General features: G+C 69.9%; 15 protein-coding genes and 1 tRNA gene. 8 read left to right on the top strand and 8 right to left on the bottom strand.

What is annotated here, in order from left to right:
- Window positions 1-10: 10 nt before the first annotated feature.
- The 3 genes from ACWEOZ_RS05955 to dcd all read right to left on the bottom strand — a co-directional run bounded on the left by ACWEOZ_RS05955 (window position 11) and on the right by dcd (window position 2,120).
- Complete coding sequence (locus tag ACWEOZ_RS05955) at window positions 11-292, bottom strand: YciI family protein (RefSeq protein WP_451909623.1); 282 nt, start codon at window positions 290-292, stop codon at window positions 11-13.
- 116 nt (window positions 293-408) lie between these two features.
- Complete coding sequence (locus tag ACWEOZ_RS05950; protein ID WP_451909622.1) at window positions 409-1,152, bottom strand: hypothetical protein; 744 nt, start codon at window positions 1,150-1,152, stop codon at window positions 409-411.
- A gap of 389 nt (window positions 1,153-1,541) precedes the next feature.
- Entirely contained in the window at window positions 1,542-2,120 is a 579-nt protein-coding gene (dcd, locus tag ACWEOZ_RS05945; protein ID WP_451909621.1) for a dCTP deaminase, read from the bottom strand.
- A 75-nt stretch (window positions 2,121-2,195) separates the two neighbouring features.
- On the opposite strand from dcd, the gene ACWEOZ_RS05940 reads away from it, so the two are divergent.
- The 6 genes from ACWEOZ_RS05940 to ACWEOZ_RS05915 all read left to right on the top strand — a co-directional run bounded on the left by ACWEOZ_RS05940 (window position 2,196) and on the right by ACWEOZ_RS05915 (window position 5,134).
- Complete coding sequence (locus tag ACWEOZ_RS05940; RefSeq protein WP_451909620.1) at window positions 2,196-2,711, top strand: pyridoxamine 5'-phosphate oxidase family protein; 516 nt, start codon at window positions 2,196-2,198, stop codon at window positions 2,709-2,711.
- A gap of 136 nt (window positions 2,712-2,847) precedes the next feature.
- A tRNA-Gly gene (locus ACWEOZ_RS05935) sits at window positions 2,848-2,921 on the top strand.
- Window positions 2,922-3,042: 121 nt separating this feature from the next.
- A complete protein-coding gene (locus tag ACWEOZ_RS05930) occupies window positions 3,043-3,537 on the top strand; it encodes a hypothetical protein (RefSeq protein WP_451909619.1) in 495 nt (164 codons plus the stop codon).
- 9 nt (window positions 3,538-3,546) lie between these two features.
- The gene (locus ACWEOZ_RS05925) at window positions 3,547-4,092 is read left to right on the top strand and encodes an NUDIX domain-containing protein (RefSeq protein WP_451909618.1); all 546 of its coding nucleotides are present in this window, start codon (window positions 3,547-3,549) and stop codon (window positions 4,090-4,092) included.
- 96 nt (window positions 4,093-4,188) lie between these two features.
- A complete protein-coding gene (locus tag ACWEOZ_RS05920; RefSeq protein ID WP_451909617.1) occupies window positions 4,189-4,575 on the top strand; it encodes a hypothetical protein in 387 nt (128 codons plus the stop codon).
- Between the two features lie 139 nt (window positions 4,576-4,714).
- Window positions 4,715-5,134 (top strand): hypothetical protein, encoded by a 420-nt coding sequence (locus ACWEOZ_RS05915; RefSeq protein ID WP_451909616.1) that lies wholly within the window; start codon window positions 4,715-4,717, stop codon window positions 5,132-5,134.
- A gap of 11 nt (window positions 5,135-5,145) precedes the next feature.
- Here the strand turns inward: ACWEOZ_RS05915 and ACWEOZ_RS05910 are convergent, their stop codons facing one another.
- The 3 genes from ACWEOZ_RS05910 to ACWEOZ_RS05900 form a co-directional block, all read right to left on the bottom strand.
- The gene (locus tag ACWEOZ_RS05910) at window positions 5,146-6,036 is read right to left on the bottom strand and encodes a LamG domain-containing protein (RefSeq protein ID WP_451909615.1); all 891 of its coding nucleotides are present in this window, start codon (window positions 6,034-6,036) and stop codon (window positions 5,146-5,148) included.
- 76 nt (window positions 6,037-6,112) lie between these two features.
- Window positions 6,113-7,138, bottom strand: coding sequence for a hemolysin family protein (locus tag ACWEOZ_RS05905; protein WP_451909614.1), 1,026 nt, complete (start codon window positions 7,136-7,138; stop codon window positions 6,113-6,115).
- Window positions 7,131-8,465: a hemolysin family protein gene (locus tag ACWEOZ_RS05900; RefSeq protein ID WP_451909613.1), complete on the bottom strand. Its 1,335-nt coding sequence runs from the start codon at window positions 8,463-8,465 to the stop codon at window positions 7,131-7,133. Before ACWEOZ_RS05900 ends, ACWEOZ_RS05905 begins: the two co-directional genes overlap by 8 nt.
- A 108-nt stretch (window positions 8,466-8,573) precedes the next feature.
- Between ACWEOZ_RS05900 and ACWEOZ_RS05895 the strand changes: the two genes are divergently transcribed.
- Window positions 8,574-9,233, top strand: a complete 660-nt coding sequence (locus ACWEOZ_RS05895) for a GOLPH3/VPS74 family protein (protein WP_451909612.1) — start codon at window positions 8,574-8,576, stop codon at window positions 9,231-9,233.
- A gap of 5 nt (window positions 9,234-9,238) precedes the next feature.
- Here the strand turns inward: ACWEOZ_RS05895 and ACWEOZ_RS05890 are convergent, their stop codons facing one another.
- Complete coding sequence (locus tag ACWEOZ_RS05890) at window positions 9,239-11,377, bottom strand: (Fe-S)-binding protein (protein ID WP_451909611.1); 2,139 nt, start codon at window positions 11,375-11,377, stop codon at window positions 9,239-9,241.
- Window positions 11,378-11,588: 211 nt separating this feature from the next.
- Window positions 11,589-11,852 carry a cell division protein CrgA gene (locus ACWEOZ_RS05885; RefSeq protein ID WP_360546788.1) on the bottom strand — a complete coding sequence of 88 codons (264 nt, stop codon included), beginning with the start codon at window positions 11,850-11,852 and terminating at the stop codon, window positions 11,589-11,591.
- 168 nt (window positions 11,853-12,020) lie between these two features.
- Between ACWEOZ_RS05885 and ACWEOZ_RS05880 the strand changes: the two genes are divergently transcribed.
- Window positions 12,021-12,830, top strand: a complete 810-nt coding sequence (locus ACWEOZ_RS05880; RefSeq protein WP_451909610.1) for a DUF881 domain-containing protein — start codon at window positions 12,021-12,023, stop codon at window positions 12,828-12,830.
- Window positions 12,831-13,282: the final 452 nt, after the last annotated feature.

Below are 13,282 nucleotides of genomic sequence, written 5' to 3'. Positions count from 1 at the left end.
CCGGCTTGCCTCAGGCGGTGGGGCTCTTCCAGTCAGCCAGGACGCCGCGGGTGGGCTGCCAGCCGGTCGCGGTGTAGTCGGCCAGGCCCCGGAGCACGTAGGGGTCGTCGGCGAGCAGCTCGTGCGCCCGGGCCTCGGACTCGACGTCGAGCAGGAGGATGCCGCCGACCGGCGGGTCCTGGCGGCCGGCGGAGACCAGCACACCGGCCCGCTGCAACTCGTCGACGAAGGCGAGGTGTGCGGTCCGGGCCTCGTCGACCTGCTCGAGCGGGGCGCGATAGGTCGAGATCATCAGGTACACGGTGGTGTCCTCTCAGCCGCGGGAAAGCTCGCGGCAATCGTACGAGGACGTGGACGGGCGCGCGGCCGGGTCCTGGTGGACCCGGCCGCTGCGTCAGATGCCGGTGCTCAGTGCCGCCAGCCGCCGGACCTGAAGTCGGACGACCACTGGTGCTCGGTGCACTGCCGGGCGGCGGCGAAGCGCTGCTCGTCGAGGACGGCGGTCACTCCGGCGTTGTAGGTGCCGAGCCCGAAGCCGATGCCCGTGACCGTCATCCGGGGGTTCTCGGCGACGACCTGGGCGAAGGTCTTGGTGGCCGGGCCACCCGCGGTCTTGGGGAGGCCGGCGATCGTGGTCGAGGACGTCCACAGCGGACCGTCGAGCACGTTCCACTCGGTGCGGACCTTGCGCTGCGGGTTCCCGGCGCCGATCGAGCCCAGGTAGTAGTACGGCTCGAAGATGAGCACACCCTCGCCGGCGGCCGTCTTGACGAAGACCTGGTACGAGGGCAGCGCGGCGTCGTTGACGACGTTGTTGTCCCCGGCGGTCGTGTCGAGCTTGACGGTCTCGTAGCTCATCTCGGTGACGGTGCTGGCCGCCACCGGCTTGAAGGAGTCGCGCCACGACACCTTGTCGGCGTTGCTGGACCGGGCGGTGGTCAGCTTGACGCCGTCGGAGACGACGGTGGCGGTGCCCGTACCGACCTTGGTGATGCCGGCGGTGGTGCTGTGCTTCTCGATCTTGCAAGGCTGGTGCGACGAAGCGCTCGCCGGCTGCGCGTTCACGGCGAGGGCGCCCGAGGCGGCCATCACCAGAGCGGCGGCAAGAACGCGACGCGAGGTGAGGCGGAAGATCGTACCGTTTTGGATCATTCGGGCATTATATTCGCTTTACGCCGTTATCATCCCGCCCGAACCACGGCCGCCCGCGCCCCAAGACGCGTCAGGGTCACCTTGGCCTGCACTTTTCCCGTCGACTCTGAACGCGGCGCCTGATCGCCACCTCGGGCGAGTCTGCAACGAAGGTGGGCTCGGGTAGCGGCCCATCGTCGACGCCCGAACGAGTGGGTCACTCCCTGGCGCCTGAGTCTTGCGAGCACGCAGCCGGCAGGGTGAGGGTGGCCGTTCATGAGCCGCCAGGCGATTGGCCGCCCTCGCCCGGTCTCGGCGGGAGCGACGGTCAGTGCCATGCAACCAGGCACGACATGGCCTTGATCCTGCCCTTGACCTCGACCTTGATCCTGATCTTGCTTTGGGATCCGTCAGGTGGTCGGCCAGGTGCGGAAGTTGTGGTAGCTGCGGCTCGGGGTCGGGCCGCGCTGACCCTGGTAGCGCGAGCCGTAGACCGCCGAGCCGTAGGGGTGCTCCGCCGGGGACGACAGGCGGAAGATGCACAGCTGGCCGATCTTCATGCCCGGCCACAGCTTGATCGGCAGGTTGGCCACATTGGACAGCTCCAGCGTCACGTGCCCGGAGAAGCCCGGGTCGATGAAGCCGGCGGTCGAGTGGGTCAGCAGGCCGAGGCGGCCCAGGCTGCTCTTGCCCTCCAGCCGCCCGGCGAGCTGGTCGCCCAGGGTGATCACCTCGAGCGTCGAGGCCAGCACGAACTCGCCCGGGTGCAGCACGAACGGCTCGCCGTCGGCGGTCTCGACCTCGGCGGTCAGGTCGTCCTGCTGCTCGGCCGGATCGATGTGCGTGTACAGGTGGTTGTTGAACACGCGGAAGAAGCGGTCCAGCCGGACGTCGATGCTGGACGGCTGCATCAGCTCCGGCGCGAACGGCTCGAGAGCGAGGTTTTCCGACTTGATCTCGGAGACCAGGTCACGGTCGGAGAGCAGCATCGCCACACCATACCGACCGGCATTGGAGTGCGTGTTCAGTGGTCGACTAGAACATATGTTCGATATGATGTTCGCATGGCTTCCTGGTCCGAATTCGCTGCGGCTGAGCCCGAGCTCGCCGCGGCCGTCCGCGCACTGCTCCAGCAGTACGGCCCCGGCATGGGCTACCTCGCGACAGTCCGCGCCGACGGCGGGCCCCGCGTGCACCCCGGGTCCCCGGTCATCACCGACGAAGGCCTCTACTGCTTCGTGGTCAACTCGGCAAAACGCCGCGACCTGGAACGCGACGGCCGCTACGCCCTGCACTCGTACCCACCGGAGGAAAGCGACGACGAGGCGTACGTGACCGGCCACGCCCACCCCGTGACCGACCCCGCGGTGATCAACCACCTGGCCGAAGCCCTCCGCGCCTCGGCCATGGTCGACTGGCGCCTGTTCGAGTTCGACATCACCACAGCCATGCTCCGCCGCCACGGCCCCGCCGGCGCCCTGCCCCTGGCCATGACTCTGCGATACCCCCCGATCACCCGATCGTGGCGCGACCCGGCCGCCAACTTAGGCCGCCCCCTGGTCGCCGCCGCAAGGTCGTAGGCACCGGCCGGCCACCGCTCTGCGTCGCGGGGCGCTGCCAGGTTCGGGAGGGAGCTGGGCCGCACCAGGTCCGGCCGGTGCCTACTCGGGGCGGCTCCGCCACGAAGCCCGGGAATCGGGTACAGTGGGGCCGCTCGCGGGTGTAGTTCAATGGCAGAACATCAGCTTCCCAAGCTGACAGTGCGGGTTCGATTCCCGTCACCCGCTCCACATATGAAGCGCCTGGTCGCGGCTGATGCCGAGGCCAGGCGTTCGTCATGGTGGCGCACCTTCAGTCGCCGTCGTGCCGCTGCCACTCCTCAGTGGGAGGCTTGGCAGGAGAATCGCTCGGGTGGAGATCATCCGGTGGGACGACGTCGCAGGGTGGTTCGACCCGTCGCAGAACGGGAGCCTCCCTGACGTGGTGGTGGCTGGTACCGCGATCGCCGACTGGGAAGCGCTGTTGGGGCTCATCCGGTCCGAGGGCTGGCGGTATGAGTACGAGGTCGGCGACGAGCGGCGACCGCTGCCGGCAGCAGCCGCTGAGCTGTTCGATCCGGGGGGCGTGCTGCGGAGTCTGCGGGTTTGGCCCGACCCCGGCTTGGAGTGGATCGTCCGGCCGTGGACTCACGACGAGATCGTGGGCGATGTCAGCCTGCACGACATTCAGGGCCAGGAGAGGCTGATCGCCTTCTGCCTGTTCCTGCGCACTCTTGGCGCAGCCCTCGGCAAGGCCGTGCTCGTGTACGCCGAGGGAGCTCTCGCTAACTGCCCGCCGATGATGGCATACGAGTCCGCCAAAGACCGGGTGGCCTTGTGGTCGGGCGATGTCATACCCCCTCGCTAGGTTGCGGGCATGAGTCGTGACGAGTTGCAGCGGCGGTCGCTGGAGGCCGCGTTGGGCGATGTTGGTGCTGCACGGGTCGAATATGACGACGTCGCGGGCTGGGTGGCTGCTGCTGGCGCCAGTCCGGCGGATCCGCTGGGGGCTGAGGTCTGGGTGTTCGACGCGGATCTTTCCCGGGTTCTGCTGGTGCATCATCCGTGGCGGGGTTGGGTTCCGCCCGGTGGGCAGGTCGAGCCTGGGGAGACGCCCCGTGAGGCGGCCCGTCGTGAGTTGCGCGAAGAGACCGGAGTGGATGTCGATCTTTTCGATCGGCCGGCCGCTGCCAGCGTCCGCTCCTACCATCCCGACAAGCCGGCGACCCTGGGACTGTCCTACGCCGCGATCGCCGATCCTGCGGTTCCGCTGGTGGCCGAGCCCGGTCAGCCGGCCGCCTGGATGAGTCTGGATCAGTCGTGGGAGAGCTGGTTCCCCGATGACCTGGTCCGCATGCGCCGGCACGCGGAGTGGATGGCCGGCTTTTCGACATCTGCCGAGCCGACCCGCATAGGCAGTTGACCGTGACAGCGAAGCCCAGCAGGTGGATGCAGACGCCCTGAGGTCGACGTGACGGCCGCAGCGGTAAGACAGGCATACGCGTAGGAGACTGGGGCCATGGACTCCGAGCTGGCCGCCGCTCTCGATCCGATCCTGGCTGACCTCGCCCGGCCCGGGGGCGTTCTTCCCGAGATTCGCGATGAGTCGTGGAGCGACCTGCCCGGCACCGCCAGCGCCTACCTCTACGCCCAGGACGGGTCCGGGCAGGGGATCTCGATCGCACTCGGACAGCCGCCGGCTCGGCAGGTCGCCGAGTTGGCTGACCGGGTGCAGGAATGGGCGGTCGAGGCCCTGTGGACGCTGGGTCGGCCCACCAACTGGCCGGCCTGCCCGCGCCATCCGCACCGCCACCCGCTCGCGGCGACTGAGCTCCACGGGCGGGCGGTGTGGGAGTGCCCGGCCGACCACGTCGAGATCGCGGCGATCGGCGGGCTGCCGGCATGACCAGCGCCGCTGCACGATCCGCTGCCTGGCCGCTGGCCCGCTGGCCAGCGACCAGCGACCGGCGAACTGCGACGGCGACCGGGTGGTCCTCCTGAACGACACGGGCGCTGAGCGGAAGCGGCGGCCGTACGATTCCGGGATGGCAGGCGACGACGTCGGCTCCTCCTCCTCGCGGGAGCCGCGCGAAGGTCAGCAAGAAGTCGACGCGGAGGTTCGGGACACCCGGGCCCAGCAGATGCTGGACGGGCTCCACGACCGGCAACGGTCCCTGAAGAAGCACGAGACGCAGCTTTCCGACCGGCAGCACGACGCCGACGCGCGCGACGTGGACCTCGAGCGCCGCACCCGCAAGCTCGATGACCAGCTGCGGCTGTCCCAGCTGCAGCGTTCCCGGCTCGGCGAACGAGAGCGCCGGCTCGACGTACGCGAGGAGAAGCTGCACAACCGGGAAGCTGAGATGGACCTGGCCGTGTCGGGCATCAACGAGCGCCGCCTCCAGCAGGACGAACGGGACCGGGCCGCGGATCAGCGCGAGATCGACGACTCCTTGCTGGAGTAGGACCGGACCCGTCAGGCGATGGTCAGGAAGACGTTGTCGATCTGGCCGGAGAACTGGTCGTTGCCCTTGCCCGCGCCCTTGCCGCCCACCCGCAACGGTTCCGCGTTCGCGATCGACAGGTTCGCCGGGAGGCGGACCCAGGCGCGTTCCAGGCCGTCGACCGTCAGGGTCAGGCGGTCCCGGGTCCGGGCACACATCAGGTTGTGCCAGCGGCCGTCGGCCACGTCCATCAGGGGTTCCGCCCGATAGATCTGGGTGCGGCCCGCGATCACGCAGCTCGGGTGGCCCTGGCGGTGGTCCACTTGCAGCTTGAACTGGCTCACGCCGCCCACCGAGTAGCCCTTCTGGAGGACGTTCGCGCCGTCGGCCAGGTCCCGGTGGGTCATCATGATCGACGCTCCGTAGCGCATCGGGCGGGTGCCGGGGTTCAGGGCGTCCTCGCGGAAACCTTCGAGGATCGCCCTCGGGCACTGCCTTTCGCGGGCCAGGGTGCAGCGGGTCGGGTACTGCACGGCCAGGCCGTTGCCCTGCGGGACCAGGCTCAGGGTGCCGCCGTTCTGAGCGAGCGCCCGCAACGTGTACGCGCCGTGGACGTCGGTCAGGGGCTGGTTCACCCCTCCGTCGAAGGTGTAGCGGACGGCGACCGGGGCCTTGGCCACTCCGATCCGGCCGCCGGTCTGTGGCACGGCGGCGAAGCCAGGATTCGTGGCGGTGAGGACGCCGCCGGAGGGGCGCGGCTGGAGGGCGACGTACTGCGGGCTGATCCGGGATGGCTCGGTGGTGCCGGGCTGGACCAGTTGGGCTGCGAACAGGCCGGAGCCGAGAGCGGCGGTCGCTAGCAACGCGCCGAGGGGGGTGACGCGCCGGCGTGCGCCTCGCGGGGACCGTCGAGAGTCGAACATGCGTTTATTGTCCGGATCGCCGCTTTAACTAGCGTGTTCAAACTCCGTTTGGGCGTAAATGTGGGCTAAAGCACCCTCACGAGGTCGGCCGAACGGACGGCTCCCCGATCACGGCGTGCAGCACGTCGTCCAAGGCGATCACGCCGAGCGGCCGGCGCCCGTCGCTCACCAGCACGATGTGGCGGCGGTCCCGGCGCATGGTCAGCAACAGGTCGGCCAGCGTGCGGTCCGGGGCCACCACAGCCAGGGGACGGATCATCTCGGCGGGCATCGGGAGGCTGCGCTGCGCTCCCTCGTACCCGAGGAGGTCCTTGACGTGCACGAAGCCCAGCACCCGCCGGGTCTCGCGCTGCACGACCGGCAGCCGCGACCGGCCGCTGCGGGTCGCCACCGCCTCGATGGTCGCCGGCGACGCGTCGTCGGCGACCGTCGTCACGCCCGCCCAGGGCTGCAGGGTGTCCGCCGCGGTCCGGTCGTTGAGACCCAGCGCGGCGTGGATCCGGGCGTACTGCTCGGTGCCGAGCAGGCCCTCGGCCCGCGCCTGGGTGACCATGCCGGCCAGCTCCTCGGCGGTGAACACCGTCTTGACCGCGTCGGTGGCCTCGATCTTCCACAGCGACAACACCATCCGCGAGGCCCAGCGCATCGCGACCAGCAGCGGCTTGGTCCCGGTGCAGAAGGCCAGCATGAACGGGCCCAGCACCAGCGCCGAGCGTTCCGGACCGGCCAGGGTGATGTTCTTCGGGACCATCTCGCCGACCACGGTGTGCAGGAAGACGACCACGCCCAGGGCCAGCACGAAGGCCACCGGGTGGATGGCGTTCTCCGGCAGCCCGATCGCGCCGAACGGGCCCTCCAGCAGGTGCGCCAGGGCCGGCTCGGCGATCGCCCCCAGGCCGAGAGAGCAGATGGTGATCCCCAGCTGGGCGCCGGCGATCATCAGCGGGATCTGGTTCATCGCCGACAGCGCCCAGCGGGCCCGCCGGGAGGTGGCGGCGAGCGGTTCGAGAGCCGTACGCCGGGACGCGATGAGCGCGAACTCACCACCGACGAACAGCGCGTTGCCGAGCAGCAGCACGACCGTGACCAGCAGCTCAGTCATCGGAACGCTCCGGGGGCGCGACGACCCGGACCTGCTCGATGCGATGCCGGTCGACCTCGATGACGGTGAACTCCCAGCCGTCGTCCTCGAGCGACTCCCCCACGACCGGGATGTGCCCGAGCCGGGAGAGCAGGAAGCCGGCGAGCGTCTCGTACGGGCCCTCGGGCAGCCGGAAACCCGTCTGCTCGGCCACCTCGTCCTCCCGCAGCAGCCCGTCGACCAGGAACTTCCGGTCGTCGCCGGGCGCGGTCAGCTCCGCGCTGCCGGCGTCGGTGAAGTCCACGTCGTACTCGTCAGCGATCTCGCCGACCAGCTCCTCGACCAGGTCCTCCACGGTGACCACGCCGTCGGTGCCGCCGTACTCGTCCACGACGATCGCCATGTCGGCGTCCGCGGCGCGCAGAGCGGCCAGGACCTTGTCCAGGTCGAGGCTCTCCGGCACGAAGACGGGCTCGCGGGCGACCCTGGACACCGCCGTCGAGGCGCGGCGTTCGGGCGGGACACCGAGCGCGTCCGACACCCCGACCACGCCGACGACCAGGTCGAGCGTCGACTCGTACACGGGGAAGCGGGTGTGGCCGGTGTCGCGGGCCGCGACGATGAGGTCCGCGACGCTCGCGGTGGTCTTGAGCCCGACCACGTCGACGCGCGGGGTCATCGCCTTGGCCGCGCGTTTCTCGCCGAAGCGGATCGTGCGGCGCAGCAGCGTCGCCGTCTCCGTGGGCAGCGCGCCGGCCCGGGCGCTGATCGCGGCCAGCAGACCCAGCTCCTCGGGGGAACGGGCACTGGCCAGCTCCTCCTGCGGCTCGATGCCCAGCCGGCGGACCAGCCAGTTCGCCGAGCCGTTGAGCGCGCCGATCAGCCACTTGAAGAGCTTGGAGAACGTGCGCAGGGGGGCCGCGGTGGCCAGCGCGACCCGCATCGGCCGGGCCAGGGCCGCGTTCTTCGGCACCAGCTCGCCGAAGAGCATGGAGACGATCGTGGCCAGCACCAGCGCCAGCACGTGGGTGACGGTCTCGGTGGCTCCCCCGGCGATCGGCTCGATGGCCGGGCGGAAGATCCGGGACAGTGCGGGCTCGGCCAGATAGCCGGTCAGCAGGGCGGTGAGGGTGATGCCGAGCTGGGTGCCGGACAGCTGGAAGGAGAGCTCGTGCAGGGCGTGCCGGACCGTACGGGCCCGCCGGTCGCCGTCGTCCGCGCGCTTGTCGATCTCCGCCCGGTCGACCGTGACCAGGCCGAACTCGGCTGCCACGAAGAACGCGTTGCCCGCCGTGAGCAACGCGAACGCCGCCAACGGGAGCACCGTCGTCAGGAGCGGGCCGTCCATGATCGGTTCACCTCGGCCCTCATTGTGCCGGAACGCGGCATCCCGCGGGCACTCGTGTCCGGTGCCGCGGATCACCTCTGCCGCCGACCGCCCGGCTACGGTCGCATCATGAACCTCGCCGAAGAGTTCGTGCTGCTCGCCTACGGCGACGACGGCGTGCCCGACACCGACAGCGTCCGTCTCGACCACGGCTTGGGCGGCGCCCTGCTGCTGGAGCTGGCCATCAGCGGCCGGATCGGCGTCGAGGACAAAAAAGTCGTGGTCCTGGACCCGGCGGCGACCGGTGACCCGCTGGTGGATCAGGCCCTCGGCCGGATCGTGGCCGACGACAAGCCCCGCAAGCCCGCCCACTGGGTCAAGAAGTTCAGCGACACCCGCAAGCCGGCCCTGGACCGGCTCGTCGACCAGGGCGTGCTGACCCGGGAGCAGGACAAAGTGCTGTTCGTCTTCCCGCGGACGCGCTATCCGGCCCCGAACGGCGTGGAGCCGGTGCCCGAGACGGAAGCGCGGCAACGGCTGACCGCCGCCGTTTCCGGAGCCGGGCCGGTCGAGCCGCGTACCGCTGCGCTCTGTGCCCTGGTGGGCGCGACCAACCTCGACCGCAAGGTCTTCCGCACGCTGGACCGCAAGCGGGTCGACGAGCGGCTCCGCGAGATCTCCGCGGGCGATCCGACCGCCGCGGCGGTCCGGCAGACCGTCGAGGAGATCCAGACCGCGGTCATCGTCGCGGTGGTCGCCGCCTCCGCCGTGAGCGCGGCGACCTCCTGACCGGTCTAGGCCGGGGCCTTGTCGCCCTTGATCGAACGGAGCAGCACGCTCGCCACGTCCACGACCTCGACGTTCTCCTGCTCACCCTTGCTGGTGACCCCGTCGCCGATCATCGTGTAGCAGAACGGGCAGCCCACGGCGATCGTCTTCGCGCCGGTCGCCAGGGCCTCCTCGGTGCGCTCCACGTTGATCCGCTTGCCGATCTTCTCCTCCATCCACATGCGGGCGCCGCCGGCGCCGCAGCAGAAGGACCGCTCGGAGTTGCGCGGCATCTCCACCAGGTTGGCCGCCTCGCCCAGCACCTCGCGGGGGGCGTCGAAGACCCGGTTGTGCCGGCCCAGGTAGCAGGGGTCGTGGTAGGTCACGTCGCCCTCGATCGGCTGGACGGGCGTGAGCTTGCCCTCCTTGACCAGGTGCGCGAGCAGCTGGGTGTGGTGCACGACCTCGACCTCCAGGCCCAGCTGCGAATACTCGTTACCCAGCGTGTTGAAGCAGTGCGGGCAGGTCGCGACGATCCGCTTGACCTTCGCCTCCTGCAAGGTCTCGACGTTCTGCTGGGCCAGCATCTGGAAGACGAACTCGTTGCCGATCCGGCGGGCCGGGTCACCCGTACAGGTCTCGCCCTCGCCGAGGATGGCGTAGTTGACGCCGGCCTCGTGCAGCAGCGTGGCGACCGCCCGGGTGGTCTTCTTCGCCCGGTCCTCGAAGGCGCCGGCGCAGCCGACCCAGAACAGGTAGTCGAAGTCCTCGGTCTCGCCGACCCGCGGCACCTCGAAGTCGAGGCCCTTGGTCCAGTCCTCGCGGGTGTTCTGCGGCGCGCCCCAGGGGTTGCCCTTGTTCTCCAGGTTGCGCAGCATGACGCCGGCCTCGGCCGGGAAGCTGGACTCGATGAGCACCTGGTAGCGGCGCATGTCGACGATGTGGTCGACGTGCTCGATGTCCACCGGGCACTGCTCGACGCAGGCGCCGCAGGTGGTGCACGACCAGAGCACGTCGGGGTCGATGACGCCGCCCTCGGCCTCGGTGCCGATCAGCGGCCGGTTGCCCTCGGCCAGCGCGAGCACGTCCATGTGGGCGAGCTGGGCCTCGGTGGCCTTCTCCTCGCCGGTCAGGTCCTTGCCGCCGCCCGCGAGCAGGTAGGGCGCCTTGGCGTAGGCGTGGTCCCGCAGCGACAGGACGAGGAGCTTGGGCGAGAGCGGCTTGGCCGTGTTCCAGGCCGGGCACTGCGACTGGCAGCGGCCGCACTCGGTGCAGGTGGAGAAGTCGAGCAGGCCCTTCCAGGTGAACTGTTCGACCTGGGCCACGCCGAACTGGTCCTTCTCCGGGTCGGCCTCCTCGAAGTCGAGCGGCTTGCCGTCGCTCATCATCGGCTTGAGGGCGCCCAGGCCGGAGCCCGCGGGCTTCTCCGGGCTGCGCTTGAAGAAGATGTTGAAGAAGGCCAGGAAGCGGTGCCAGGCCACGCCCATCGTCACGTTCAGCGCGATGGTGATCAGCCAGCCCATGGAGATGAAGATCTTGACCAGGGCGACCCAGGTGGGCCCGTCGGCCGCGGCGGGCAGCAGGGCGCCGACGCCGTGGCTCACCGGGGTGGCCCAGGCGGCGTACTCGAAGGTGTCGTTGGCGACCTTGAAACCGCGGATCAGGAAGCCGCAGATCAGAACACCGACGATGATCGCCTCGACGAAGTAGCCCTGCCACATCGTGGAGCCGGTGAACCGGGAGACCTTCTTGCGCTTGTCGCGCTGGCGCCGATAGATCAGGTAGAGGATGCCGAGCAGCCCGAGGACGCCGATCCACTCGGTGACCAGGCCGTAGACCGTCCAGTGCCCGACGATCGGCAGCCCGCCCTCGGGGTCGACCACCTCGAAGTAGGCCTCGACCACCAGCAGGAACAGGATCATGAAGGAGACCATCACGAACCAGTGCGCCGCACCGACCGCGGTCCACTTCAGCATCCGGGTGTGACCGAGGGTCTCGACCAGCATCGTGCGGGTGCGGGCGCCCTTGTCCCCGGAACGCGTGGGGTCGGGCCGGCCGAGCCGGATCACCGCGGTCATCTGCATGACCGCCCGGATTGCCAGGACCACCGCGACGAGGGTGACGACGCCCGCCAGGACGGTGGCGACGATCTGCACTGTGCCCATGTGGTTGTGCCTCCTGGAGTCAGCTGGCCCGCCGACCTATGTTACCCACGAGTAATCAGAATGCGAGCGGCAGTCCGGGCAGGTGTCGCAGTCGTCTGGCGGAACGCAGTCGACAGCGCACCCCGCGGCTCGTACGCCGGGGTGCGCTGTCGGACAAATCAGACGCAGGTCACGCTACCGCCCGGCCGGGAGCCGCGCGGCAGGAGCGGCACTAGCGCCAGCGGGAGAGGATGCCCAGCGAGGCGACCATGCAGCCGAAGCCGACGAGGAGGTTCCAATACCGCCACGCCTCGACCGGGTACTGCTGCTCCGAGAGGTAGTACACCACCAGCCAGGAGATGCCGAAGACGATCAGCGCGACCGCCGTGATGGGCAGCCACACCGGACTCGGCTTCTTCGACGCCGCCGTCCCGGACGGACGAATGTCCGTCGGCGGGGTGTAGACCTTCTTCTTTCGAACCTGTGACTTCGGCACGGTGCTCTCCTGAGGGCAACAAGTGGTGAACAACCCACCCCTGAGCGGCTCCGGGGACCCCGAAAGCTGCCCGTGGCGAATACTGTTCGATAGCTAGCGTAGTCAAGGCGGCGCGCGCACAGGCACCCGCCGGTGCGTTTTTCGGCCGAGCCAGGGAGGACAACCGACGTGGAGTACACCACGGGGGCGCCCTCGTGGCGACTTGTCCTGCGACGAGCCCTCGGCGGACTACGTCCCCGTCGCAAGGCTCAACGGCAACGCGGATGGTCGGTCGCGGTCCCACTGATCGGACTGGCGGCCGGTCTGTTGTTCACCACATCGGCGACGACGGCGGACGGCACCTCCCTGCGCGACGACCGCCGGCCGCAGCTCGCCCAGCTCATCGCGGACAAGCGCACCCGGCTCGAGGACCGCGAGAAAAAGGCCGCTGACCTGCGCGCGGCCGTCGACCAGGACGCGGCCCGGCTGGCGAACGTCGACGAACCGGTCAAGCGGGCCCGCCAGCGCGCGGACGCGATGCGCGGCGGCGCGGGCTTCACCGCCCTGCACGGCCCCGGCATCACGGTCGTCCTCAACGACTCCCCCCAGCGGACCACCGGCACCGGCACGGACGCCCCCGAGAACGACGACCTCGTCGTCCACCAGGGTGACGTCCAGGCAGTGGTCAACGCATTGTGGGCAGGTGGGGCCGAGGCAATGACGATCATGGATGTCCGCGTCATCTCCACGAGCGCGGTACGCTGTGTCGGCAACACGCTGCTGCTCCACGGGCAGGTCTTCTCGCCGCCATTCAAGATCACGGCGATCGGCGAACCCACAGCGATGCATCGCGCGTTGGAGTCCGCAGAGGGAGTCCAGCAATTCCGTACGGCAGTGGCGGACTTCGGACTCGGCTATCAGGAAACCGTCGAGAGGAACGTGACTGTGCGGGCGTACGACGGGTCGAGTGACCTCCGATCCGCCGAGGCCACGGAGTGATGGAAGCGTCGGACGCCCAGCAGGCGGCGGCGAACTCCGGTCGGCACCGCGCACCGGACGGCGACGCCCAGACGGCTTTCATTCCCCGGATCACGGACGCGTCGCCGGACGGCGTACCCGGTGGGCCCCTGGACCCACCGCCCAGCTTGGGTCCGGCCGCGCCGTGGGCCGCGCCGACGGGTCCGGTTGTCCCGACACATCCGACATCGCCTGTGCAAGGGCCCTCAGTGGCCGCTCAAGCTCCGGCGCCGCCCGGTCCGTCCTTTGCTGTAGCTGCGAGCCCTGAGATCGCTGCTGGGGCTGCTGGGGCTGTTTCGCCTGCCGACACTGCCGTGTTGCGGGGTGAGGCGGCTTCGGGGGCGGTTGATCCGGTGGTGGCTCGCGCTGCTGCGGCTGCTCGGGCTGCGGCGCGGACCGATGGCGTGCCGGTGATGGGGCGTGCTGGCGGCCGG

The organism is Actinoplanes sp. NPDC004185 (assembly GCF_053603475.1).
Note: the sequence above shows the minus strand (reverse complement) of the source record. Positions and strands in the feature narration are given on the sequence as shown.